Below are 23,701 nucleotides of genomic sequence, written 5' to 3' on the forward strand. Positions count from 1 at the left end.
AGACGCCGCCGACGCCGGCCGCTCAGTCCACAGCGCCGCCCGACCGCGGCGGGGTGCGTCCGATCCGCGGCACGATCGTCCAGAACACGATGAGCACCGCCAGCGCGATGCCGAGCGCGATGAAGCCCGCTGCGCGGTTCAGCACGACGTCGAAGATCAGGCTCGTGACTCCCGCGGCGAGCAACGACACGACCACGAGCAGCGCGATGAGCAACTGGTTCGCCGAGCGCACGAGGCGCTCCTTCTGGCGGAGGCCGAACAGCTGCCGGTGCATGATGACGGGTGCGAGGCCGAGCACGGTCGCGAACCCGGCGAGCACCACGAGCACGAGGTAGAGCCCCTGCTCGTACGGCTCGAGGTCGGCGAACCTCGGCTGGAACGCGACCGCGAGCAGGAAGCCCGTGATGATCGTGGTGCCCGTCTGCACCGCGCGCAGTTCCTGCAGGATGTCGCCCCAGTTGCGGTCGGCCTTTTCGACGGGGGTCTCGTCGCGGCCGTCATCGGGATCGGCGTCGTCGCCGGGCTCGGCACGGTGGGCGGGGGCGGTCATGCATGGATGCTACTGCCGAGGCATGCGCTCGGCAGCAGCCGGTCGCGACGTCGGGGCCCGACTGGGATGATGGTCGGCGGGATCGAGGCAACGGGAGGACGGGCATGCGTTTCAGCGTCGAGGGCGTCGAGGGTATCGGCGAGATCGAACCCGGTGCCCACCTGGCCGCGATCATCGCCGGCGTGACCGAGCTCGAAGACGGCGACATCCTCGTCGTGACCTCGAAGATCGTCTCCAAGGCCGAGGGCCGTATGGTGCCGGGCGCCGACCGTGAGGCCGCGATCACGGCCGAGACCGTGCGGCTCGTCGCGGCCCGCGAGTACGAGGGCGGCGTGACCCGGATCGTCGAGAACCGTCAGGGCATCATCTCGGCCGCGGCGGGCGTCGACGCGTCGAACGCGCCCGACGGCGTGATCCTGCTGCTCCCCGAGGACCCCGACGCCTCGGCGCGCGACCTCGCGACCGGCCTACGCACGCTCACGGGCGCCTCGGTCGGCGTCATCCTCTCCGACACCGTCGGTCGCGCCTGGCGCGAAGGGCAGACCGACATCGCGATCGGTGCGGCCGGCGTGCAGGTCTTCGACGATCTTCGCGGGTCGACGGATGCCTCGGGCAAACCGCTCTCGGTGACCATGCCATGCGTGGCCGACGAGCTGGCCGGTGCGGCCGAGCTGGTCAAGGGCAAGGCCGCGGGCGTCCCGGTCGCCGTGGTGCGCGGTCTCGGCCGGCTCGTGGGCTCGCTGGACCTGCCGGGCGCGCGCAGCATCCAGCGTCCGGCCGAGCGGGACCTCTTCCGGCAGGGCGCCGACGAGGCCTACGACGACGGCTACCGCGCCGGCTTCGACGAGGCGCAGGCCGAGTCCCGCGGCGAGACCCGAGACCCCCTCGCCGAGTAGCGCCCCCCCACGTTGGTCGAGTAGCGAGCCCCAGCGGGCGTATCGAGACCCAGGTCACCCGGTCTCGATACGCATGCTCCTTCGTCGCCCTACTCGACCGACCGGTGGGACCGGCAGGATGGGAGCATGCCCGCGCACATCGGATACGCCGCGATGCTCGAACGATTCCCGCCCGCCGAGGCGGTCGAGCTCGCCGCGCTGGCGGAGCGCCACGGCTTCGCGGGAACCATGGCGAGCGACCACTTCCAGCCGTGGCTGCCCGCGCACGGCGAGTCCTCGTTCGTCTGGAGCGTGCTCGCCGCGATCGGCGCCCGCACGTCGGGCGATCTCGGGCCCGGGGTCACGACGCCCGGGTTCCGCATGCACCCGGCCGTCGTCGCGCAGGCCAGTGCGACGATCGCGGCGATGTACCCGGGGCGGCACTGGCTCGGCCTGGGTTCGGGCGAGGCCCTGAACGAGCACATCGTCGGACGGTACTGGCCTGAGGCGCCCGAGCGCATCGCGCGCATGTTCGAGGCGGTCGAGCTCATCAAGCGTCTCTTCCAGGCGTCCATCGCCGGGCGGGACGTGCGGTTCTCCGGCCAGCATTTCAAGCTCGAGTCCACCCGGCTCTGGACCATGCCGGCCACGCCGCCCGAGGTGCTCGTCGCCGCGAGCGGGCCGGTCACGGCGCGGCGCGCGGGGCGTACGGCCGACGGCCTCATCACCATGAGCGCGCCCGACGACCGGCTCGCCGCGCTGCTGCAGCGGTTCGGCGAGGGCGCGCGCGAGGCGGGTCGGGACCCCGACCGGATGCCTCGCATGCTGCAGCTGCACCTGTCGTGGGCGCCGACCGACGAGCAGGCGATGCGCAATGCACTCGAGGAGTGGCCGATCGCGGGCCTGCGCGCTCCGCGCAGCGACCTGCGTTCGCCGTACGACGTGGAGCACTTCGCGCGCACCGTGCGCCCCGAGGACTTCGCCGGCCGGCTGCTCGTCGGCGCCGACCCCGACCGGCACCGGGCCGCGATCCAGCGCTACCTCGATCTCGGGTTCGACCGTGTCTACTTGCACAACGTCGGCCGCGAGCAGACCGAGTTCCTCGAGGTCTTCGGCCGCGACGTGCTCCCGGGCCTCCGCGCATGACCGCGCCCTCCGACGCCGCCACGCCAGTCGACGCCGCCACGCCAGTCGGAAACGCCGCGAACGGTCGCAGATGGCGGGTGCGCCAGCCCGAAACCCGCCAGGAGCGACCGTTCGATCGGCCGAGCGAGACCGAGGGGGATCGTCTCGATGCCTCCTGGGCGCCTGTGACGTGGACGGTCGTGATCCCGGCGAAGGCGCCCGCACGGGCGAAGACTCGGCTCGCGCCGCACCTCGACGACGCGTCGCGGATGGCGCTCGCACGCGCGTTCGCGGCCGACACGGTCGCGGCCGCGCTCGCCGCGGGCTCGGTCGCGCGCGTGATCGTCGTCGGCGACGACCCGTCCCTCGCGGACGAGGCCGAATTCCTCGACGAGCGTGCCCTCGAGGGGAGCGCCCGCGAGGGGCGTGCACTCGATGAGCGTGGCCTTGAGGGGCGTGGCCTTGAGGGGCGTGCCTCCGACGACCGTGCCCTCGGCGAACGTGCGAAGCCGGCGGGCGCGGGAGCGGGGCTCACGGCGGCGATCGCGCGGGGGATCGCGCACGCGCGGGGAACCGGCGGCGGACACGTCGCGGTGCTGCTCGGCGACCTGCCCTGCCTCACCCCGGACGACCTCGACGATGCGCTCGCGCTCGCCGCGGGACATCCGCTCGCGTTCGTGCCCGATGCCGACGCAACCGGCACGAGCCTCGCGACCGCGCTCGCCGACGTGCGCTTCGCGCCGAGGTTCGGCCCTGACTCCGCCGCGCGGCATCGCGATGCGGGATTCGTGCCGATCGAGGCATCCGCCCGGCTTCGCCGCGATGTCGATACGCTCGCGGCGCTCGAGGACGCGATCGCCCTCGGAACGGGCCCGAACACCGCGCACGTCCTCGCGAACCTCACTGACCGCGGCAACCCGCTGACCGAGTAGACGAGGCGCCGGCGTTCCGCCGGCCCGCCGTCGCCGCCCCGGCACCGCGCCCGCGCCCGCGCCCACGCCGTGGAAAGTGTGTCTGAGGTTGATTGGTGTGTCGGAGGCCGTGCGGGGAGGACCTCCAACACACAAACGGCCTTCCATCATGATGGGGGTCGCGCGCGCAGCGCTGTGCAAGGATTGCAATCATGTCGCTGACCCTCGGATACAAGGCCTCTGCCGAGCAGTTCGGTCCCCGTGAGCTCGTCGAACTCGGCGTCGCCGCCGAGGGTCACGGGTTCGAATCGGTCTGGACGAGCGATCACTTCCAGCCGTGGCGGCACGAGGGCGGGCACGCGCCGTTCTCGCTGACCTGGATGGCCGCGGTCGGGGAGCGGACGTCGACGATCCGCATCGGCACGAGCGTCATGACGCCGACGTTCCGGTACAACCCGGCGGTGCTCGCGCAGGCGTTCGCGTCGCTCGGCGTGCTGTACCCGCGCCGGGTCATCGCGGGCTTCGGCACGGGCGAGGCGCTGAACGAGATCGCGACCGGGTTCCGCGGGGCCGGGGCACAGGACTGGCCGGAGTTCAAGGAGCGCTTCGCCAGGCTCCGTGAAGCGGTGCGCCTCATGCGTGCGCTCTGGACCGAGAACGACCAGGTCAACTTCGAGGGCGAGTACTACTCCACGCACGACGCCTCCATCTACGACCGGCCGGTCGCGCCCGTCCCGATCTACATCGCGGCCGGCGGGCCGACCGTCGCGAAGTACGCGGGCCGTTCCGGCGACGGGTTCATCTGCACGTCGGGCAAGGGCGAATCGCTGTACGTCGACGATCTGATCCCCGCCGTCAAGGCCGGCAGCGAGGCCGCCGGCCGGTCGTACGACGCGCTCGACTGCATGATCGAGATCAAGCTCTCGTACGAGGAGACCGAGGAAGCCGCGCTCGAGAACACGCGCTTCTGGTCGCCGCTGTCGCTCTCGAAAGAGCAGAAGCACGACATCACCGACCCGGTCGAGATGGAGCGCGCCGCCGACGCCCTGCCGATCGAGCAGATCGCGAAGCGCTGGATCGTCGGCACCGACCCCGACCAGGTCGTCGCCGAGATCGGGAAGTACGTGGACTGGGGCTTCACGCACCTCGTCTTCCATGCGCCCGGCCACGACCAGCGGCGGTTCATGGAGCTGTTCGAACGCGACCTTGCGCCGCGGCTCCGCGCGCGCGGCTGAGGTCTCGATACGCTCGCTGGCGCTCGCTACTCGACCAACGGGGGTGCCGCTGGCGCGCGCTGCGCGGCCGGGGGTGCCGTTGGTCGAGTAGCGAAGCGTATCGAGACCCTCCGCGAGCCTGTGGGTTTGCCCCGCAGACGTGTCGCGGGGGCGTGCTCGCGCGTACGCTGAGCGCATGAGCCCACGTGTCTCCGGGCCGTCTCGTGTGCGTGCCCGTGTCCTCGTTCCCGCCATCGGGGTGCCGCTCGTCGTCGCGGCCGCGGTGTTCGTGCCCCTGCAGGCCACCGCCGCGGTCGATCTGCCCGACAAGACCCCCCAGCAGCTGCTCGAGTTCGCCGCATCGAGCGACGTCGACGCGCTCAGCGGCACCGTCGAACAGCGCACCGAGCTCGGCCTCCCCGACCTCTCCGCGGTCACGGGCGGCGCCGGCGACTCGGGCGGCGCCGGCGACGAGGCATCCGCCGGCACCGAAGCGAGCATCGACGACCTGCTCGCGCTCGCGACCGGCGACTGGGACGCGCGGGTCTACCTCGACGGCGACCGCGCCCGGCTGCAGGTGCTCGACCGGCTCGCCGAGCGCAACGTGTACGTGAGCCCCGACGACGCGTGGTTCGTCGACTCGGAGACGGCCACCGCGACGCGGCTCGTCCTGCCCTCCGACGATGAGGTGCAGCGCCTGCACGACGACCTCGAAGCGACCTTCCCAGGGGCCGACGAGCGCAAGGCCGACGCGGCCGAGCAGCTCCCCTCGCCGCAGCAGGCGCTCGACCGGGCGCTCGCGCGTCTCGACGAGACGACCGAGGTCTCGGTCGGCAGCGACGGTCGCGTCGCCGGCCGTGACGCGTACGAGCTCGTGCTCGAGCCGCGCACCGACGAGACGCTCGTCGGCGAGCTGCGATTCGCGATCGACGGGGAGACGGGCGCGCCGCTGTCGGCCTCGATCACGGCGCGCGGTGCCGACGAGCCCGCGTACTCGATCGGCTTCTCCGACGTGAGCTTCGCCGCCCCCGAGGCATCCGCGCTGGTGTTCGAGCCGGCCGCCGACCTGACCGTCGTCGAGAAGCCGCTGCCGCTGCCGACCGCCGACGAGCTCGCGCGCTGGAAGGCCGAGGCCGAGGCGCACGCCGCCGATCCGGCGGCGCAGCCCGACGGCCCCGCGCCGGTCGTGCACGGCGAGGGCTGGTCGGCGGTCGTCGAGCTCACACTTCCGGCCGAAGCGCCCGGCGCCGGCGCGACCGGCGCCGACGCCCCCGGCGCGGGCGACCTGCTCGGCCCGCTCGCGGCGCTCGGTCAACCGGTCGCCGGCGGGCAGGCGCTCTCCACGTCGCTCGTCTCGGTGCTCGTCACCGACGACGGCCGCGTGTTCGCCGGATCGGTGCCCGTCGAGCGGCTCGTCGAGCTCGCCGGCGGCGGAAGCTGACGGGCGGGCCCGGCAGCGTGACCGACCTGGCCATCGAGACGCACGGGCTCACCAAGCGCTTCGGCACGCAGGCCGCGGTCGACGGTATCGACCTCGCCGTGCCGCGGGGCTCGGTGTTCGGATTCCTCGGCCCGAACGGGTCGGGCAAGACGACCACGATCCGCATGCTGCTCGCGCTCGTGCGCGCGACGTCGGGCACCGCGAGTGTGCTCGGGTCCGAGATGCCTCGTGGGCTCGGCGAGGTGCTGCCGCGGGTCGGCGCGCTCGTCGAGGGGCCCGCGTTCGCGCCGTTCCTCTCGGGCGAGGCGAACCTGCGCCGATTCGACTCGGCCGATCGGCACGCGTCGCCCTCGACGCGGGCCGCGCGTGTCGCGAGCGCGCTCGACCGGGTCGGCCTCTCGCACGCCGCGCATAAGAAGGCGGGTGCGTACTCGCTCGGCATGAAGCAGCGGCTCGGGCTCGCGAACGCGCTGCTCATGCCGCGCGACCTGCTCGTGCTCGACGAGCCGACGAACGGCCTCGACCCGCAGGGCACGCGCGAGGTCCGCGCGCTCGTGCGGTCGTTCGCGGCCGATGGCACGACCGTGTTCGTGTCGAGCCACCTGCTCGCCGAGGTCGAACAGCTCTGCACGCACGTCGGTGTGATGAGCGCCGGGCGCCTCGTCGCGCAGGGCACGCTCGACGAGTTCCGGAGGGCCGGTGCGGCACGCGTCGAGGTGCACACGCCCGATGTCGCGCTCGCGCGCGAGGTGCTCGCGCGGTTCGGGTTGCGCGTCGACGGAGCAGCCGGTGCAGCGGATGCCTCGGCGGCAGCGGATGCCCCGGGCGGCACGTCGCTCGTCGTCGCCGTGCTCGACGAGGGCGTGGGGGACGGCGGGGCGCCGGCCGGTTCGGTGCCCCCGGCGGAGGAGATCGTGGCCGCGCTCGTGGCCGCCGGGGTTCGCGTCCGCGGGTTCGATCTGCGAGCCGAGAGCCTCGAGGAGCGCTTCGTCGAACTGACCGGGGAGGGCTTTGATGTCGTCGCCTGACTCCGCCGCCCCGCCCGCATCGAGTGATACCGACACGGCTCGAGTGAGTCCCGATCCCGGCCACAGCCGCAGTGGATCGGTATCACTCGGCGAGCACGGCCGTGTCGGCCCCGGGTCGGGTGGTCGCCGAGCCGGGGGCATGGTGTCGCTGTTCGCGACCGAGCTGAGCACGCTGTTCCGGCGTTGGCGCACCTGGGCCATGCTCGCGGCGCTCGCGCTCATCCCGATCCTGATCGCGATCGCGATCAGGATCGCCGGGAGCAGTTCACCCGGCCGCGGGCCGGGGTTCCTCGATCAGATCGCGGGCAACGGACTGTTCGTCGGGCTCACGGCGCTCGTCGTCGCGACCCCGCTGTTCCTGCCGCTCACGATCGCGGTCGTCGCGGGCGACACGATCGCGGGCGAGGCGAGCCTCGGCACGCTGCGCTACCTGCTCATCGCGCCTGCGGGCCGAATGCGGCTGCTCGTCGTGAAGTACGCGGGCGCGGCCGTGTTCTGCCTCACCGCCGCGCTCACGGTCGTGATCGTGGGCACGCTCATCGGGTGGGCGCTGTTCCCGATCGGGCCGGTGACCCTGCTCTCGGGCGGGCAGATCTCGGTCGGCGAGGGGTTGCTGCGGTTCCTCGCGATCGCGGCGTACGTGTGCGTGTCACTGCTCGGGCTCTCGGCCATCGGGCTGTGCCTGTCGACGCTCACGACCGTGCCCGTGGGGGCCATGGCGGCGACCGCGATCCTGGCCGTGAGCGCGCAGATCGCGGGTGCGATCCCGCAGCTCGAGTGGCTGCACCCGGGGCTCTTCACCGATCGCTGGTTCGATTTCGCGGACCTGCTGCGCTCGCCGCCGTCGTGGACGTCGTTCGGTGAGAACGCGCTGCTGCAGGGCGCCTATGTGGTCGTGTTCGGCGGCTTCGCCGCGTGGCGCATGGCGACGAAGGACGTGCTCTCGTAAGCACCGTGAACCACGCCCGGCCTCTTCACGGACGAACTCCACCATCTCAGCGTCGAACGTGGCCGTGTCGCGCGCCGCTACGGCGGGCAGCGGGCTGAGTAGGGTCGAAGCGCGTGCGACGGAGGCCAGGGCGTGGATCAGAACGGCATCTCGCTCAGCGGGCGTTAATCGCTTCGTGCGGGTCCGACGTGCAGACCAGGTCGAGCGAGACGTACGGGTTGGACGCGTTGAACCAGTTGAAGACCGAGCCCTTGATTGCGGTGGCCTTGTCGCTTGTCCCCAGCGGATTCGTCCCCCTGTAGCTGAAGGTCACGTGCTCGGGCAGTGCGCCTTTGTAGACGTCCTTGTGCACGTAGATGGCGTGGCCAGGGCAATGCTGGTCCACGTTCAAGGTGTAGGACAGTCCAACGTTCTCGCGAACGAGTGGAACATATTCGAGGGTCGAGCCGCCTGCCTCAGCGGTGGGAAGAGGGCTGACAAGGGTCGAGGCGAGCACGGCGGCCGCGAGTGTTGAAGTAAACATGTTGATATACTACAACACAGACCCGAGAGGACGCCGAGTTCGGGGCTGGGGGGTCAGCGCCTCCCGCCGTCGCCGGCGCTCGGCGGGATGCGGCAGTAGTCGTAGAAGAACCGGGTCGGGGCGTCCTCGTCGGTCGCGTCGACGATGACGTCGGCGCCCGCGTGCGGCAGCTCCTCGCCCGTCAGCACCCAGACGCGGAAATGCCAGATGCCGTGGATCGGCTGGTCGAGCATCCCCTGCCCATCGACCACGAGCACCGTGTCGGGTGACTCGGCGCCCGGCAGCGTGCCCGCCCGGAACGGCTCGATCGTCCCGGAGCGCAGCGTCGTCTCATCGGCGACGCCGATCGAGGCGCGTGCCGGGATCTGGTCGTGCGCGGCCAGGCGACCCGCGAGGTCGTCGGCGAAGCGCGTCGCGAGCGCCGGCGACGAGCCGTCGATCGCGAGCAGTCGTCGACCCCTGCCGAAGTTGTGCAGGAACTCCTCGACGATCGAGTCGAGCTGGTCACGGCGTGCGTCGCTGATCTCGGCCATGCCGCCCAGGCTACGCCGCTCGCAGGCTGTCACGCCCTGGAGCGGCACCCGTGCTCACAGTGGAGGGCGCGGTGGAACGATCAAGGCATGGCCGGCATCCGAGGTGCACGCCAGATTCGCCTCCACCCACCGGGTCTCGAGGTTCCAATTGGTCATGAACCCCGCGATCCTCGTGGCCGGCTCGCCCACGGTGTTGCCGTAGCTGACGTCCCAGAACACGATGTTGTCGTGCGGTGTGTTGGTCCAACCCCAGCCGGCCTCGTGCACGTACGGGAAGTCGGGTGGGCAGGTCTGGTTCACCCGGATCGTCCACCATGACGTCGCGTTCTCGCGGACCAGCGGAATCGTCGTGCGGGTGGAGCTGGACTGCGCCGAGGGGGCGGGGTCGGGTGGGATGCTGAGCGCGGCGGACGGGCTGAACGCGGTCGCGGCGATGATGCCCGCGGCGAGAATCTCGGAAATCATTTCAATATACTAGCAGGAAGGTCGGTCGCTGCGCTCGCGACCGCGATGAACGGCCGGCCCGTGATCGGATGCGTCAGCACCTCCGCTCGCACGCCGTAGACCTCCTGGATCAGGGCCGGTGCGAGCACGGTGGCGGGGAGGCCGGCTGCAACGACGCGGCCCCGATCGAGCACGACCACATGGTCGGCATAGGCGGCGGCGTGGTTGAGGTCGTGCAGCGCGGCGACCACCGTGAGACCGCGCCGGGCGAGGCCCGCGAGGGCGTCGAGCGCGACGAGCTGGGCATGCAGGTCGAGATGGTTCGTGGGTTCGTCGGCGAGCAGCAGTGCGGGCTGCTGGGCGAGCGCCCGCGCGAGGACCGCGCGCTGGCGTTCGCCACCCGACAGCGAGCCGACCGCGCGATGCGCGAACCCGGCCGCGCCCGCGTCGTCGATCGCCCGCGCGACGACGGCCCGGTCGGTCTCGCCGGGTGACGCGAAGGCGCCCAGGTGCGGGGTGCGGCCGAGCAGCACGAAGTCCTCGACGCTCAGCCGGGGGTCGGCCTCGCCGTGCTGCTCGGCGAGCGCCACGATGCGGGCCCGCTCACGGCGAGGCATCCGCGGCAGCGACCGGCCCGCGAACGCGAGCTCGCCCGCGTCGGCGCGTTCGATCGCGGCGATCAGGTGCAGCAGTGTCGATTTGCCGGCGCCGTTCGGCCCGATGAGCGCCGTGAGCGCGCCGTCCGGCACGGTCACGTCGACGCCGTCGACGATCATGCGGTCGCCGCGCGCGAACCGGACGCGCGCGAGATCCAGACCGGGCGCGCCCGGCGCCGCGGGTGCCCCCGCCGTCGCGCCGCGGCCCGCGCCCGCCCCGCGCCGGCTCATGCCGCCCTCCTCGCGCGCACGAGCAGCCAGGCGAACACCGGCCCGCCGACGAGCGCCGTGATGATGCCGACCGGCAGCTCGCGCGGATCGAACAGCGTGCGAGCGCCGGTGTCGGCCCAGATCAGGAACAGCGCGCCCGCGAGCGCCGAGAGCGGCAGCAGCGCCCGGTGCCCCGGCCCCACGAGCAGGCGCACCGCGTGCGGCAGCACGAGCCCGATGAACCCGATCGACCCCGAGACCGCGACGAGCGCGCCCGTGAGCAGCGCGGTCGCGCCCAGCAGGAGCGCGCGGGTCCGGCCGACGTGGATGCCGAGCGCGGCCGCGCCGGCCTCGCCCACACCGAATGCGTCGAGGGTCCGGGCGCTCGCGATGAGCGGCACGCCGACCACGACGAGCGCCACGCCCGCGATCGCGACCGCCTGCCAGTCGGCCCCGGCGAGCGAACCGAGCAGCCAGTTCAGGATCTCGCGGTAGCTGTCGCCCGTCGCGCTCCAGAAGATCACGAAGCTCGTGAGCGCGCCGAAGACGCTCGTCACAGCGATGCCCGCGAGCACGGTCGACGTCGGCTGCAGCCGGCCGGAACCCGCGGCGTACGCGAGCCCCAGTGTCGCGACGAGCGCGACGAGCGCGCCGCCGAACGCCGCGAGCGGCAGCAGCACGCCCACGCCGAGCACGAGCACGACGACGGCGCCGACCGATGCGCCCGACGAGAGCCCGAGCAGGTACGGGTCGGCGAGCGGATTGCGGGTGAGCGCCTGCATGACGGCCCCGCATAGCGCGAGGCCCGCGCCCACCGCGGCCGCCGTGAGCACGCGCGGCACGCGCAGCTCCCAGACGATCGCGTCGCGCAGCGGCGAAAGCGTCGGCTCGCCGAGTCCGAGATGCGCGCCGACGCTCGCGAGCACGTCGGCGGGGCTGAGTCCCGCGGGCCCGATCGCGACGGCGACGACGACGGATGCCACGAGGGCGAGCGTGAGCGCGATGGCCCAGCCGATCGTGCGGCCCCCCGTCGGTCGAGGAGCTCCCGGTGAGCCCCCCGCTGGCGGAGGAGCGACCGGCGAGCCCCCCGCTGGTCGAGTAGCGAGCGCCAGCGAGCGTATCGAGACCCGGTGGGCCGATGTCGGGACCGGGTCACCGGGTCTCGATACGCGTGCTCGTTCCTCGCTCGCTGCTCGACCAGCGGGGCTGGGTGCGTCGTCGGGGGCTCTGCTCATCGCGCCCCCAAGGCGGCAAGCTGCTCGACCACGGAGGCGACGGCGTCGACGTTGCGTACGCCGGCCTCGGTCGCCGGGAAGTCGACGATCACGTACCGCCCCTGTTGCACGGCCGGCAGCTGCGCGGTCGCGGCGTTCGACTCGAGGTGGGCGATCTTCGACTCGGCGGTGTTCCAGGGTGCGTCGACGAGCACGATGACGTCGGGTTCGGCGGCGACGATCGTCTCCCAGCTCATCGAGGTCCACGTGTCGCGCACGTCCGCCGCGATGTTCGTGAGCCCGGCGGCGTCCATGATCATCTGCGGTGCCCCGATCCCGGCACCGACGTACGGCGTGTCCTCGCCCGAGCTGTACCAGAGCGCACGGAGCCCCGCGGTGCTCGGCTCGATCGCGTCGAGTGCGGCGCGCTGCGACGACACCAGCTCGGCCGAGGCATCCGGAACGCCGAAGATCGCGCCCGCCTCGTCGAACTCGCGGAAGACCTCGTCGAACGTGAGCGGGTCGGGCATGTAGCCCGCGCCCTTGCACGCGGCGGGGGCGACGTAGGTGTGCACGCCGAGCCGTTCGAGCTCGGCGCGCTCGCCGACGCCCTCGGCCGAGAAGTTCGACTCCCACCCGGCGAACACGAGGTCGGGTTCGAGCGCGAGGGTCGCCTCGCGCGACGGCACCTTGTCGGAGATGGTCTCGAGGCCCGCGGCCGCGTCGGCGTATTCAGCCGGCACCGGGCCGTCGCTGAACGCGGTGCCGACGATGCGATCCTCGAGGCCGAGCGCGAGCAGCAGCTCGAGCGTCGACGATTTCACGGTGACGACGCGCTCGGGTGCGGCGTCGAAGGTCACCTCGGTTCCGCAGTTGTCGACGGTGAGCGGGTATCCGGATGCCTCGGCGGCACCCGTGCCCGAGGCCGCCGTGTCGCCGGCGGCGCCGGGCGCACCGGTCGCGCACCCGCCGAGCAGGGCGGCGAGCGACAGGGCGATGCCGGCGGTGAGGACAGCGCGACGGGGTCGCACGCGCGGTGAGGACGAGTTCATGGATGCTCCGGGGGCAGGCGAGACGTCTGACTCGAGGTGAACGAGGACGTGCGGCCCAATCCCGGATCCGCGGCACCGGCCACAGCCGACCGGCGGTCTGTTCCGAGCCTACTCCTCTGCCGGGCGCAGGTTCCCGATCTCGGCCGCGAGATCGAGCGCGGCGCCCGCGAGGGCGGCCGACGTGTCGGGGTCGCGCATCCAGAGCGGCACCGCCTCGGCCCGGAGCCCGTCGGCGCTGAGCGCGGCCGCGGCCGGGGCATCCGTCTCGTCGACGAGCCAGCCGTCGAGCAGCCCGCCGGCCGCCCGCGCACCGTAGTGGCGCGCGACCGCGCCCGCGTCGGTCTCGACGCCGATGACGGGCAGGCACGCGTCGGCCATGCCGCGCACGACCGCGCCGCCGATGATCGGCGAGACACCGACTACGGGGGCTCGCGTCTCGGCGAGCGCCTCCCGGATGCCCGGGATCGAGAGGATCGTGCCGATCGAGACGACCGGGTTCGACGGTGCGACGAGCACCGCGTCGGCGCCGAGGATCGCCTCGACGACGCCCGGCGCGGGCACGGCCTCGGCGAGCCTCTGCTGGTGGAACGCGATCGCGGGCAGGCTCGCGCGGTAGCGCGTCCACCACTCCTGGAAGTGCATCGTGCGGCTGCCGCCCGGTGCGTCGGCGTCGGCGACCTCGACGTGCAGGTCGACCTCGGTGTCGGTCGCGGGGATGAGCCGCACGCCGAGCTCCCAGCGATGCTGGAGGCGTGCCGCGACCTGCGACGGGGTGAGGCCCTCGCGCAGCCATGCCGTGCGCGCGAGATGCGTGCCGAGGTCGAGGTCGCCGAGCGTGAACCACGGCCAGCCCACGCCCCACTCGCGCAGCTCGTGCGCGACGCGCTCGGTCTCGGCCGCGCGGCCCCAGCCGCGCTCGACGTCATTGACCCCAGCGAGCGCGTACAGCAGCGTGTCGTGGTCGGGCATGAGCCGCACACCCGCGAGCCACAGATCGTCGCCGGTGTTCACGACGACGGTCACGTCGGTCGTTCCGGGTGCGAGGGCGCCGGATGCCTCGCGGCGCCGCAGCTCCTCGCGCAGCCCGAGCACGAACCGCGAGCCGCCCACCCCGCCCGCCAACACCGTGATCCGCATCCGCCCAGCCTACGAGCGACCTCCGGTCCGGACGTGCCGGAGTGCGGAGCGCACGCCCGGGACACTCAGGTGTTCGGACACTGAGATGTCGGTCGGGCTCGGTACGATCGGTTCATGATCGACAGGGCGCTTGGCCGTGAGTACCTCATTCCGACGTACTCGCAGGCCGACGTGGCACAGATCATCCGTGCGTCCTCTTCGACCGTGCAGCGGTGGGCGACGGGGTACGGCACGGCAACGAGATTTCAACGTCCCTTGATCTCCGGCGTCCAGCGCGGGCACGGTCTGACAGTGCCGTTCATCGGGCTCGCTGAGGCTTTCGTGTTGAACGCATTCCGGAAGGCCGGGCTGCCGATGCAACGCATCCGACCGGCCGTCGAGGTCTTGAAGTCCGAGCTCGGCATCGAGTACGCGTTGGCCAGCAACCGGCTGCTCACCGATGGCGCCGAGATTCTGTATCGCACCGAAGACCCGCTCGACCGGCGGCTGATCGTGGTACGCAACCATCATGCGGTGTTCACGGAGGTCGTCGAAGACTACCTTCGGCACATCGACTTCGGTCCGCTCGGATACGCCGATCAGGTTCATCTGCCGCAGTATCCCGGCTTGGATGTCTCCGTGCGGCCGAACATCAACGGCGGGCAGCCGACGCTGACGGGTTCCGGCGTGCCGGTCGACGCCGTGCTCGGCCGAGTACGCGCGGGCGAACCGCCGACCGATGTCGCTGTCGACTACAACCTTTCGCACGAAGACGTGCTCAACCTCAATCGTCTGGCCGCCTGAGTCGTGCGATCAGACCTCAGCTTCTTCCTCGATCGAGGGGTGGGGTCGAGGTCGATCGCGGCGGGGTTGCGCGAGGCAGGCTGGCGCGTCACGACCATGGACGACCGTTACGGCGTCGAACGCTCGCAGCCGGTCAGCGACGTCGACTGGATTCGTGATGCGGCCTCGCGCGGAGAGATCCTGATCTGCAAGGACCGTCGGATGGCGAAGCGACCGCTCGAGGCGGAATCGATCTATTACGCCGAGGCGCGGGTCCTGGTCCTCGCGTCGGCGCAGATCACCGGCCCAGAGATGCGCGAGTGGCTGTTGGCGAATGACACGGCGATCGAGCGGCTCGCCGGCGTGCACCGGCCGTGGGTGTTCGCGGTCTACGCGTCGGGCGTCGAACGGATCCGGCTGAATCATCCCTGAGACGGGCGTGTCATCGGTCTGGGGAAAGCATTGCCCCGGGGGCGCGTGAGCGACAAGATGAGGGGACCACGGCACACCATGAGCACCTCTCCAGCATCACCCCCGCACGGCAGGAGGCACCATGACGATCGTCCGAGCGGCCATCACGCAGACGACCTGGACCGGCGACAAGGAGTCCATGCTCGCCAAGCATGAGCAGTTCGCGCGCCAGGCGAAGGAGCAGGGCGCAGAGGTCATCTGCTTCCAGGAGCTGTTCTACGGCCCGTACTTCGGCATCACCGAGGACGTGAAGTACTACGACTACGCCGAGCCCGCCGACGGCCCGATCGTGCAACGCTTCGCGGCGCTCGCGAAGGAGCTCGGCATGGTCATGATCCTGCCGATCTACGAGGAGGACCAGCCGGGCGTCTACTACAACACGGCCGTCGTGGTCGACGCCGACGGCACGATACTCGGCAAGTACCGCAAGCACCACTTGCCGAACCTCGACAAGTTCTGGGAGAAGTTCTACTTCCGGCCCGGCAACCTCGGCTATCCCGTCTTCGACACGGCCGTCGGGCCCGTGGGCGTCTACATCTGCTACGACCGGCACTTCCCGGAGGGGTGGCGTGAGCTCGGCCTCAACGGCGCGCAGATCGTGTTCAACCCGAACGCGACCAAGCCCGCGCTGTCCAACCGGCTCTGGGAGATCGAGCAGCCCGCCGCTGCCGCGGCCAACGGCTACTTCATCGCCGCACCGAACCGCGTGGGCACCGAGGACAACGAGTACGGCGACCTCGCGGTCACGTTCTACGGCAAGAGCCAGTTCGTCGACCCGCGCGGCAACCTCGTCGGCGACTACGGGTCCGACGAGCACGAGGAGGTCGTCGTGCGCGACCTCGACCTCGACCTCATCCGCGAGGTGCGCAACTCGTGGCAGTTCTACCGCGACCGCCGGCCCGACTCGTACACGTCGATCCCGAAGCCATAGCGGCCGGGTCTCGATACGGCCGCGGGCGGCCTACTCGACCAACGAAGGGATCGGCCGCGGGCGGCCTACTCGACCAACGAAGGAGTGTCATGGCAACCACCCTCATCTCGGGCGGCACCGTCGTGAGCGCGACGGGCCGCGTCGCGGCCGACGTCCTCGTCGACGGCGAGCGCATCGTCGCGGTCCTCGAACCGGGCAGCGAGCTGCTCGGCACGAACCTCTCGGCCTCCGTCGACCGGGTCATCGACGCGACCGGCAAGTACGTGATCCCCGGCGGCATCGACGCGCACACGCACATGCAGCTGCCGTTCGGAGGCACCGAGGCATCCGACACCTTCGAGACCGGAACCCGCGCGGCCGCGTACGGCGGGACGACCACCATCGTGGACTTCGCGGTGCAGACCTACGGTCAGCGCATCGAGGACGGGCTGGCCGCGTGGCACGAGAAGGCGGCCGGCAACTGCGCGATCGACTACGGCTTCCACCAGATCGTCGGCGACGTGACGGATGCCTCGCTCGAGGCCCTGCGGAGGCTGCCGGACGAGGGCGTGTCGAGCTTCAAGCTGTTCATGGCGTACCCGGGCGTCTTCTACTCGGACGACGCGCAGATCCTCCGGGCCATGCAGGTCTCTCGCGACACCGGCATGCTCACGATGATGCACGCCGAGAACGGGCCGGCCATCGACGTGCTCGCGCAGCAGCTCGTCGATCAGGGCAAGACCGATCCGTACTTCCACGGCATCGCCCGCGCGTGGGAGATGGAGGAGGAGGCGACGCATCGCGCCATCATGCTCGCGAAGCTCACGGGCGCCCCGCTGTACGTCGTGCACGTCTCGGCGAAGCAGGCCGTCGAGCAGCTCGCCTGGGCGCGCGATCAGGGCTGGAACGTCTACGGCGAGACCTGTCCGCAGTACCTCTATCTCTCGCTCGAAGAGCAGCTCGGGGCACGCAGCGAGCAGTGGGGTGCGTTCGAGGGCGCGAAGTGGGTGTGCTCGACGCCGCTGCGAAGCCATGAGGAGGGCCACCAGCACGCGATGTGGCAGGCGCTGCGCACGAACGACCTGCAGATGGTCTCGACCGATCACTGCCCGTTCTGCATGAAGGATCAGAAGGAGCTCGGCCTCGGCGACTTCCGGAAGATCCCGAACGGCATCGGCTCGGTCGAACACCGCATGGACCTCATGTACCAGGGCGTCGTGACCGGTGAGATCACGCTCGAACGCTGGGTCGAGCTCACGAGCACGACCCCGGCGCGCATGTTCGGGCTGTACGGGACGAAGGGCGTGATCCAGCCGGGCGCCGACGCCGACGTCGTGGTCTACGACCCGAACGGCCACACCTCGATCGGTCACGCGACCGCGCACATGAACATGGACCACTCCGCGTGGGAGGGGTTCGAGGTCGAGGGGCACGTCGACACGGTCGTCTCGCGCGGCAAGGTCATCGTCGATGGCGGCGAGTACCTCGGTGCGAAGGGCGACGGCCGGTACCTGAAGCGCGGGTTCAGCACGTATGTGAGGTGAATCCGTTGGTGGAGCAGCGGGGACGACAGAGAGGGGCACCATGGAGTTCGGAGCAGTGCTGCAGACCAATCCGCCGGCGGCGCGGACGATCCAGCTCGCGCAGCTCGCCGAGGCGCACGGCTTCAGCCATGTCTGGACGTTCGACTCGCACCTCCTGTGGCAGGAGCCCTACGTCATCCACAGCCAGATCCTCGCGCAGACCCGCCGGATCAAGGTCGGCCCGTTCGTGACCAATCCCGCGACCCGTGACTGGACGGTGACGGCGTCGGTCTTCGCGACGCTCAACGAGATGTACGGCAACCGCACGGTCTGCGGCATCGGCCGCGGCGACTCGGCCGTGCGCGTGACGAACGGCAAGCCCACGACGATCGCCGAGCTGCGCGAGGCGATCCACGTCATCCGCGAGCTCGGCAACTCGCGATCGGTCGAGTATCAGGGCTCGACGCTGCGCTTCCCGTGGAGCGTCGGCTCGGAGCTCGAGGTGTGGGTCGCCGCATACGGGCCGATGGCCCTCAAGCTCACCGGCGAGGTGGGCGACGGCTTCATCCTGCAGCTCGCGGACCTCGACATCGCCGAGTGGATGATCCGCACGGTGCGGGATGCGGCCGCGGCCGCAGGCCGCGACCCCGCCGCGGTCAAGTTCTGCGTCGCCGCACCCATGTACATCGGGGACGACGTGGCGCACATGCGCGACCAGTGCCGCTGGTTCGGCGGCATGGTCGGCAACCACGTCGCCGACATCGTGGCGAAGTACGGCACGCACGGCGCGGTGCCCGACGCGCTCACGGACTACATCACGGGTCGCGAGGGGTACGACTACAACGAGCACGGCCGCGCCGGCAACACGCACACTGAGTTCGTGCCCGACGAGATCGTCGACCGGTTCTGCGTGCTGGGCACCGCCGACGAGCACATCGCGAAGCTCAAGCGGCTCGCCGACCTCGGCGTCGACCAGTTCGCGGGCTACCTGCAGCACGACAATAAAGAGGAGACGTTGCGCGTCTACGGCGAGACCGTGATCCCCGCACTCTCCGAGCACCTGACGGCGAAGGCCTGAGCATGCGCCGCCGCAGCACCGCGACCGCGTGGCTGTGGGGCCTCGCGGGCATCGTGCTGCTCGCGCTCGTCTGGGAGACGTACAAGCTGCTCGGGCCGGCCGACGGCGTCATCATCGCGGGCGCGCGTGTGCTGCCGCGCACGACCGATCTGGCGATGCCGCACATCTGGGACATGGCCGCGCGCCTGGCCGAGCCCGTCACGCGCTCGCCGTCGGCGCAGCCGCTCTGGCTGGTGGTCATGCTGGCCGCGCTCACCACGCTCGGCATCGCCGCGGCGGGCTGGCTGGTGGGCCTCGTCGTCGGCGTCGGCCTCGCGCTCGTCATGCAGCGCTGGCGCATCGCCGAGTGGGGGCTGCTGCCCTGGATCGTGATCAGCCAGACCGTTCCGCTCATCGCGTTCGCGCCGGTCGTGAAGAGCTGGGGCTCGCGCGTCGAGATCGGCGCGTTCGAGTGGCAGGACTGGATGTCGGTCGCGCTCATCGCGAGCTACCTGGCGTTCTTCCCGATCGCGGTCGGCGCGCTGAAGGGACTGCAGTCGCCGGACGTCATCCACGAGGAGCTCATGCGCTCCTACGCGGCCGGGTACTGGCGCACGCTCTGGAAGCTGCGCTTCCCGGCCGCGGTGCCCTACCTGCTGCCCGCGCTGAGGCTCGGCGCCGCGAACGCCGTCATCGGCGCGGTCGTCGCCGAGGTGTCGACGGGGCTGCAGGGCGGCATCGGCCGCATCCTGATCCAGTTCGCCGGGCAGGCGTCGGGCGACCCGGCGAAGGCGTGGGGGCCGATCTTCGGCGCGATCGTGCTCGGCCTCGTCGCCGCGGGATCGGTCGCGGTGCTCGGTCTGGTGCTCAGGAACTACCGACGCGATGAGGAGACGGCATGACGGATGCTCCGGCCGAGGTCCGCCCGACGACGACCGCCGTCGCGGCCGTCGAGGTGCGCGGCGTCGACAAGGTGTTCGAGACCCGGAGCGGCGAGGTGCGCGCGCTCGAGGGCATCGACGTGACCGTCGCGGCTGGCGAGTTCGTGTCGCTGATCGGGCCGAGCGGCTGCGGCAAGTCGACGCTCATGCGGCTCATCGCGGACCTCGACGAGCCCTCGACCGGGGAGATCTCGGTCTTCGGCAAGGCTCCCGCGCGTGCGCGGCTCGACCAGGAGTACGGCATCGCGTTCCAGCAGGCCGGGCTGCTGCCGTGGCGTACCGTGGCGGCCAATGTGGCGCTGCCGCTCGAGGTGCACGGCGAGCCGTCCGGTCGCCGGTCCGCGCGCGTGGCCGAGCTGCTCGAGATGGTGGGCCTCGCGGAGTTCGCCGACCGCTACCCCGATCAGCTCTCGGGCGGCATGCAGCAGCGCGTCGCGATCGCGCGCGCACTCGCCGAGCGCCCCCGGCTGCTGCTCATGGACGAGCCGTTCGGCGCACTCGACGAGATGACGCGCGAGAAGATGCAGGCCGAGCTCGTGCGGATCTCGGCCGAGACCGGCGCCGCCGTCGTGTTCGTCACGCACTCGATCCCCGAGGCGGTCTTCCTCTCGGATCGTGTGGTCGTCATGTCTCCGCGTCCCGGCCGCATCCGCGAGATCGTCTCGATGCGCCTCGGCGCCGACGCGCAGCGCGCCGCGCGGACCGAGGAGCTGCGCGAGGAACGCGCCTTCTTCGATATGGTCACGGCCGTGCGCGAGGCCCTGCACGGCGGCAGTCCGATGCCGCGAGGCGTGGAGACGCGCTGATGACCAACTCACCCAGCCGCGAGTGTGGCCGTTCGGGTCGAGTGTTGCCGCGCTGGCGGTCACATTCGGTCCAAACGGCAACACTCGGCGCGCAGCACCTCAGCCCTCGCGGCGAGACGACGCTGCGCATCGTCGCGCCCATCGCGGTCGGGCTCATCGTGCTCGGCATCTGGCAGTTCCTCGTGAGCGTCGTCGGCGTCTCCGACTACCTGCTGCCGAGCCCGGCGTCGATCGTCGAAGCGTTCATCGCCTCGTGGCCGTCGATCCTGCAGGCGACGATCACCACCGGCACGAACGCGCTCATCGGCCTCCTGCTCGGGTCGATCCTCGGCATCGCGCTCGCGGCCCTCGCCGCGCGGTGGCGCGCGATCGACCGCATGAGCGCCCCGGTCGTGGCCGCGCTCGCCGTGGTGCCGATCGTCGCATTGGCCCCCGTGCTGAACTCGATGTTCGGTGCCGACAGCCAGTTCGGCCGGCAGGCCATCGCGACGCTCGCGTCGTTCGTGCCCGTGTTCCTGAACACGCTGCGCGGCTTCCGGCAGACCACGCCCGTGCATCGCGAGCTCATGCGCGCCTACGCCGCGTCGCCCGGTCAGGTGCTGCGTGCGATCACGCTGCCGACCGCGCGGCCGTTCATCCTCACCGGCATCCGCATCGCGTCTTCGCTCGCGGTCATCTCGGCGCTGGTCGCCGAGTACTTCGGCGGTCCGCGCGGCGGGCTCGGCAGCCTCATCTCGACCTCGGCCGCGTCGAGCGCCTACGCGCGCGCATGGGCCTACGTCGTGGCATCCATCGCCCTCGGTCTCGTCTTCTACCTCGCGACGCTCGCGCTCGAGCGCCTGCTGCAACGCCGCATCCCGCGGCATACGTGAAGGGGAACATCATGAACCACAGCAGACGTCGCCTCGCGACGATCGGCGGGCTCGCCCTCGCGGGCGCGCTCGCGTTCACCGCCTGCTCGGCGGGCGACACCACCACCTCCGACACCGGAACCCCCGAGGCGGGCGAGCTCACGCCCGTCAAGCTGCAGCTGCAATGGCTGCCGCAGGGCCAGTTCGCGGGCTACTTCGCCGCGCAGGAGCTCGGGTATTTCGAGGAGGAGGGCCTCGAGGTCGAGATCATCCCGTCCGGTGGCGACATCGTGCCGCAGGACGCGCTCGCGAACGGCGACGTGGACTATGCGATCGCGTGGGTGCCGAAGGTGCTCGGCTCGATCGAGCAGGGCGCGAATCTCACCGACATCGCGCAGATCTTCCAGCGGTCGGGCACGCTGCAGGTGTCGTGGGCCGACTCGGGGATCGAGTCCATCGCCGACTTCGAGGGCAAGCGGATCGGCTCGTGGGGCTTCGGCAACGAGTGGGAGATCTTCGCGGCCATGGCCGACGAGGGGCTCGACTCCACGACCGTGCAGATCATCACGCAGGACTTCAACATGAACGCGTTCCTGCAGGGCGACATCGACGCGGCGCAGGCCATGACGTACAACGAGTACGCGCAGCTGCTCGAGACGATGAACCCCGACACGGGCGAGCTCTACCAGCCCGAGGACTTCAACGTCATCAGCTACGAGGAGACCGCAGGGGCCATGCTCCAGGATGCGATCTGGGCCGACACCGAACGCCTCGAGAGCGACGAGGCGTACCAGGACACGACCGTCGCCTTCCTCAAGGCCGTGATCAAGGGATGGATCTACGCGGCCGAGAACCCCGAGGAGGCGTCGGAGATCACGATCGCCGCGGGCTCCGGATGGGGACCGAGCCACGAGCTCTGGATGGTCAACGAGACCAACAAGCTCATCTGGCCCTCGCCCGCGGGCATCGGCATCGTCGACGAGGCCGCCTGGCAGAAGACCGTCGACGGTGCGCTCGCCGCGGTCAACGAGGCCGGCGACCACCTCATCACCGAGGAGCCGCCGTCCACCGCATGGTCGAACGAGTGGATCCAGCAGGCGCTCGACGAGCTCGAGGGCGACGGCCTCGACCTCACGGGCGAGAACTTCGAACCCATCGAGGTCACCCTCGAGGAAGGCGGCAACTGACGATGACCGACCCATCCACCGACGATCTCGACCGGGTCGCGGTCGAGCTCGACCGCGCGCACGTGTTCCACTCGTGGTCGGCGCAGGCGCACGTCGGCTCGCTCGTGATCGCGTCGGGGAGTGGTGCCCGTGTGTGGGATCACGCGGGCACCGAGTACCTCGACTTCTCGAGTCAGCTCGTGAACGTCAACATCGGCCACCAGCATCCCGCGGTGGTCGCCGCGATCCGGCAGCAGGCCGAGCTGCTCACGACCGTCGCGCCCGCGACCGTGAACCTCGCGCGCGGCGAGGCCGCGAAACGCATCGTCGACCGTGCGCCCGAGGGATTCCAGCGGGTGTTCTTCACGAACGGCGGTGCCGACGCGAACGAGAACGCCATCCGCCTCGCGCGGCTCGCGACCGGGCGCGACAAGATCCTGTCGACGTACCGGTCGTACCACGGCAACACGGGTGCGGCGATCGTGTCGACGGGCGACTGGCGGCGCGTGCCCAACGAGTTCGCGCGCGGGCATGTGCACTTCTTCGGCCCGTACCTGTACCGGTCGGAGTTCTGGGCCGAGACGCCCGAGCAGGAGTCCGAGCGCGCGCTGCACCACCTGCGCCGCGTGATCGAGGCCGAGGGGCCGTCGTCGATCGCGGCCGTGCTGCTCGAGACCGTGCCGGGCACGGCCGGCGTGCTCGTGCCGCCGCCCGGCTACCTCGCGGGCGTTCGCGAGCTCTGCGACACGCACGGCATCCTGCTCATCCTCGACGAGGTCATGGCGGGATTCGGGCGCACCGGACGCTGGTTCGCGTTCGACGGCTACGACGTGCGACCCGACCTCATCACGTTCGCGAAGGGCGTGAACTCGGGCTACGTGCCGGTCGGCGGCGTGATCATCGACGAGCCGATCGCCGCGCAGTTCGACGAACGCGTGTTCCCGGGCGGGCTCACCTATTCGGGGCATCCGCTCGCGATGGCATCCATCGTCGCGTCGATCGACGCCATGCAGTCGGAGGGCATCGTCGAGCATGCGCGCGAGATCGGCGAGACCGCGATCGGCCCGCAGCTCGCGACGCTCGCCGAGCGGCACCCGGTCATCGGCGAGGTGCGGGGCGAGGGCGTGTTCTGGGCGGTCGAGCTGGTCGCCGACCGGGCGACGCATGCACCGCTCGCGGCTCCGGCCATGGGGCGGATCAAGACGGCGCTGCTCGATCGCGGCCTGCTGCCGTTCATCCAGGACAACCGCATCCACGTGGTGCCGCCCTGCATCGTCACCGAAGAAGAGGTGGCCGAGGCCATGGCGATCTACGATGAAGTCCTGAGCACCGCACTCGAAGGAGAGGGCTGA

General features: G+C 71.1%; 25 protein-coding genes. 17 read left to right on the forward strand and 8 right to left on the reverse strand.

Going from position 1 to position 23,701, the window contains the following annotated elements:
* Positions 1 to 22: 22 nt before the first annotated feature.
* The gene (locus RH864_RS15005; RefSeq protein WP_310518374.1) at positions 23 to 550 is read right to left on the reverse strand and encodes a DUF6328 family protein; all 528 of its coding nucleotides are present in this window, start codon (positions 548 to 550) and stop codon (positions 23 to 25) included.
* Positions 551 to 654: 104 nt separating this feature from the next.
* Between RH864_RS15005 and cofE the strand changes: the two genes are divergently transcribed.
* The 7 genes from cofE (at position 655) to RH864_RS15040 (ending at position 8,093) form a co-directional block, all read left to right on the forward strand.
* Positions 655 to 1,446: a coenzyme F420-0:L-glutamate ligase gene (gene cofE / locus RH864_RS15010; RefSeq protein WP_310518375.1), complete on the forward strand. Its 792-nt coding sequence runs from the start codon at positions 655 to 657 to the stop codon at positions 1,444 to 1,446.
* A gap of 126 nt (positions 1,447 to 1,572) precedes the next feature.
* Positions 1,573 to 2,571, forward strand: coding sequence for a TIGR03557 family F420-dependent LLM class oxidoreductase (locus RH864_RS15015; protein ID WP_310518376.1), 999 nt, complete (start codon positions 1,573 to 1,575; stop codon positions 2,569 to 2,571).
* A 77-nt stretch (positions 2,572 to 2,648) separates the two neighbouring features.
* Positions 2,649 to 3,482, forward strand: a complete 834-nt coding sequence (locus RH864_RS15020; RefSeq protein ID WP_310518377.1) for a 2-phospho-L-lactate guanylyltransferase — start codon at positions 2,649 to 2,651, stop codon at positions 3,480 to 3,482.
* Between the two features lie 191 nt (positions 3,483 to 3,673).
* On the forward strand, positions 3,674 to 4,696 hold the full coding sequence (fgd, locus tag RH864_RS15025; RefSeq protein WP_310518378.1) for a glucose-6-phosphate dehydrogenase (coenzyme-F420): 1,023 nt from the start codon (positions 3,674 to 3,676) through the stop codon (positions 4,694 to 4,696).
* A 175-nt stretch (positions 4,697 to 4,871) separates the two neighbouring features.
* On the forward strand, positions 4,872 to 6,116 hold the full coding sequence (locus tag RH864_RS15030) for a LolA family protein (protein ID WP_310518379.1): 1,245 nt from the start codon (positions 4,872 to 4,874) through the stop codon (positions 6,114 to 6,116).
* A 26-nt stretch (positions 6,117 to 6,142) separates the two neighbouring features.
* Positions 6,143 to 7,144 carry an ABC transporter ATP-binding protein gene (locus RH864_RS15035; protein WP_396129989.1) on the forward strand — a complete coding sequence of 334 codons (1,002 nt, stop codon included), beginning with the start codon at positions 6,143 to 6,145 and terminating at the stop codon, positions 7,142 to 7,144.
* 139 nt (positions 7,145 to 7,283) lie between these two features.
* Positions 7,284 to 8,093: an ABC transporter permease gene (locus RH864_RS15040; protein WP_310518381.1), complete on the forward strand. Its 810-nt coding sequence runs from the start codon at positions 7,284 to 7,286 to the stop codon at positions 8,091 to 8,093.
* A gap of 154 nt (positions 8,094 to 8,247) precedes the next feature.
* On the opposite strand, the gene RH864_RS15045 is transcribed toward RH864_RS15040, so the two are convergent.
* The 7 genes from RH864_RS15045 to cofD all read right to left on the reverse strand — a co-directional run bounded on the left by RH864_RS15045 (position 8,248) and on the right by cofD (position 13,862).
* Entirely contained in the window at positions 8,248 to 8,616 is a 369-nt protein-coding gene (locus tag RH864_RS15045) for a hypothetical protein (protein WP_310518382.1), read from the reverse strand.
* 53 nt (positions 8,617 to 8,669) lie between these two features.
* The gene (locus RH864_RS15050; protein WP_310518383.1) at positions 8,670 to 9,149 is read right to left on the reverse strand and encodes a nucleoside/nucleotide kinase family protein; all 480 of its coding nucleotides are present in this window, start codon (positions 9,147 to 9,149) and stop codon (positions 8,670 to 8,672) included.
* A gap of 54 nt (positions 9,150 to 9,203) precedes the next feature.
* Positions 9,204 to 9,614: a hypothetical protein gene (locus RH864_RS15055; RefSeq protein ID WP_310518384.1), complete on the reverse strand. Its 411-nt coding sequence runs from the start codon at positions 9,612 to 9,614 to the stop codon at positions 9,204 to 9,206.
* Complete coding sequence (locus tag RH864_RS15060) at positions 9,611 to 10,480, reverse strand: ABC transporter ATP-binding protein (protein WP_310518385.1); 870 nt, start codon at positions 10,478 to 10,480, stop codon at positions 9,611 to 9,613. Before RH864_RS15060 ends, RH864_RS15055 begins: the two co-directional genes overlap by 4 nt.
* A complete protein-coding gene (locus tag RH864_RS15065; RefSeq protein ID WP_396129990.1) occupies positions 10,477 to 11,571 on the reverse strand; it encodes a putative F420-0 ABC transporter permease subunit in 1,095 nt (364 codons plus the stop codon). The genes RH864_RS15060 and RH864_RS15065 overlap by 4 nt, the downstream gene beginning before the upstream one ends.
* 119 nt (positions 11,572 to 11,690) lie before the next feature.
* Positions 11,691 to 12,725, reverse strand: a complete 1,035-nt coding sequence (locus RH864_RS15070; protein WP_310518386.1) for a putative F420-0 ABC transporter substrate-binding protein — start codon at positions 12,723 to 12,725, stop codon at positions 11,691 to 11,693.
* Positions 12,726 to 12,833: 108 nt separating this feature from the next.
* Positions 12,834 to 13,862 (reverse strand): 2-phospho-L-lactate transferase, encoded by a 1,029-nt coding sequence (gene cofD / locus RH864_RS15075; protein ID WP_310518387.1) that lies wholly within the window; start codon positions 13,860 to 13,862, stop codon positions 12,834 to 12,836.
* Positions 13,863 to 13,976: 114 nt separating this feature from the next.
* Between cofD and RH864_RS15080 the strand changes: the two genes are divergently transcribed.
* The 10 genes from RH864_RS15080 to RH864_RS15125 all read left to right on the forward strand — a co-directional run bounded on the left by RH864_RS15080 (position 13,977) and on the right by RH864_RS15125 (position 23,701).
* Positions 13,977 to 14,645: a DUF433 domain-containing protein gene (locus tag RH864_RS15080; RefSeq protein WP_310518388.1), complete on the forward strand. Its 669-nt coding sequence runs from the start codon at positions 13,977 to 13,979 to the stop codon at positions 14,643 to 14,645.
* 3 nt (positions 14,646 to 14,648) lie between these two features.
* Complete coding sequence (locus RH864_RS15085) at positions 14,649 to 15,056, forward strand: PIN-like domain-containing protein (RefSeq protein WP_310518389.1); 408 nt, start codon at positions 14,649 to 14,651, stop codon at positions 15,054 to 15,056.
* Between the two features lie 121 nt (positions 15,057 to 15,177).
* Complete coding sequence (locus RH864_RS15090; protein ID WP_310518390.1) at positions 15,178 to 16,026, forward strand: nitrilase-related carbon-nitrogen hydrolase; 849 nt, start codon at positions 15,178 to 15,180, stop codon at positions 16,024 to 16,026.
* Between the two features lie 89 nt (positions 16,027 to 16,115).
* Positions 16,116 to 17,549, forward strand: coding sequence for a dihydropyrimidinase (gene hydA, locus RH864_RS15095; protein WP_310518391.1), 1,434 nt, complete (start codon positions 16,116 to 16,118; stop codon positions 17,547 to 17,549).
* 40 nt (positions 17,550 to 17,589) lie between these two features.
* Entirely contained in the window at positions 17,590 to 18,606 is a 1,017-nt protein-coding gene (locus RH864_RS15100; RefSeq protein WP_310518392.1) for a TIGR03842 family LLM class F420-dependent oxidoreductase, read from the forward strand.
* Positions 18,607 to 18,608: 2 nt separating this feature from the next.
* Complete coding sequence (locus RH864_RS15105; protein ID WP_310518393.1) at positions 18,609 to 19,487, forward strand: ABC transporter permease; 879 nt, start codon at positions 18,609 to 18,611, stop codon at positions 19,485 to 19,487.
* On the forward strand, positions 19,484 to 20,332 hold the full coding sequence (locus RH864_RS15110; protein ID WP_310518394.1) for an ABC transporter ATP-binding protein: 849 nt from the start codon (positions 19,484 to 19,486) through the stop codon (positions 20,330 to 20,332). Before RH864_RS15105 ends, RH864_RS15110 begins: the two co-directional genes overlap by 4 nt.
* Positions 20,332 to 21,204: an ABC transporter permease gene (locus RH864_RS15115; RefSeq protein WP_310518395.1), complete on the forward strand. Its 873-nt coding sequence runs from the start codon at positions 20,332 to 20,334 to the stop codon at positions 21,202 to 21,204. Before RH864_RS15110 ends, RH864_RS15115 begins: the two co-directional genes overlap by 1 nt.
* A gap of 11 nt (positions 21,205 to 21,215) precedes the next feature.
* Positions 21,216 to 22,370, forward strand: a complete 1,155-nt coding sequence (locus RH864_RS15120) for an ABC transporter substrate-binding protein (RefSeq protein WP_310518396.1) — start codon at positions 21,216 to 21,218, stop codon at positions 22,368 to 22,370.
* A gap of 2 nt (positions 22,371 to 22,372) precedes the next feature.
* Positions 22,373 to 23,701, forward strand: a complete 1,329-nt coding sequence (locus RH864_RS15125; protein ID WP_310518397.1) for an aspartate aminotransferase family protein — start codon at positions 22,373 to 22,375, stop codon at positions 23,699 to 23,701.

This window comes from Agromyces aerolatus (assembly GCF_031432255.1).
GTDB lineage: Bacteria > Actinomycetota > Actinomycetes > Actinomycetales > Microbacteriaceae > Agromyces.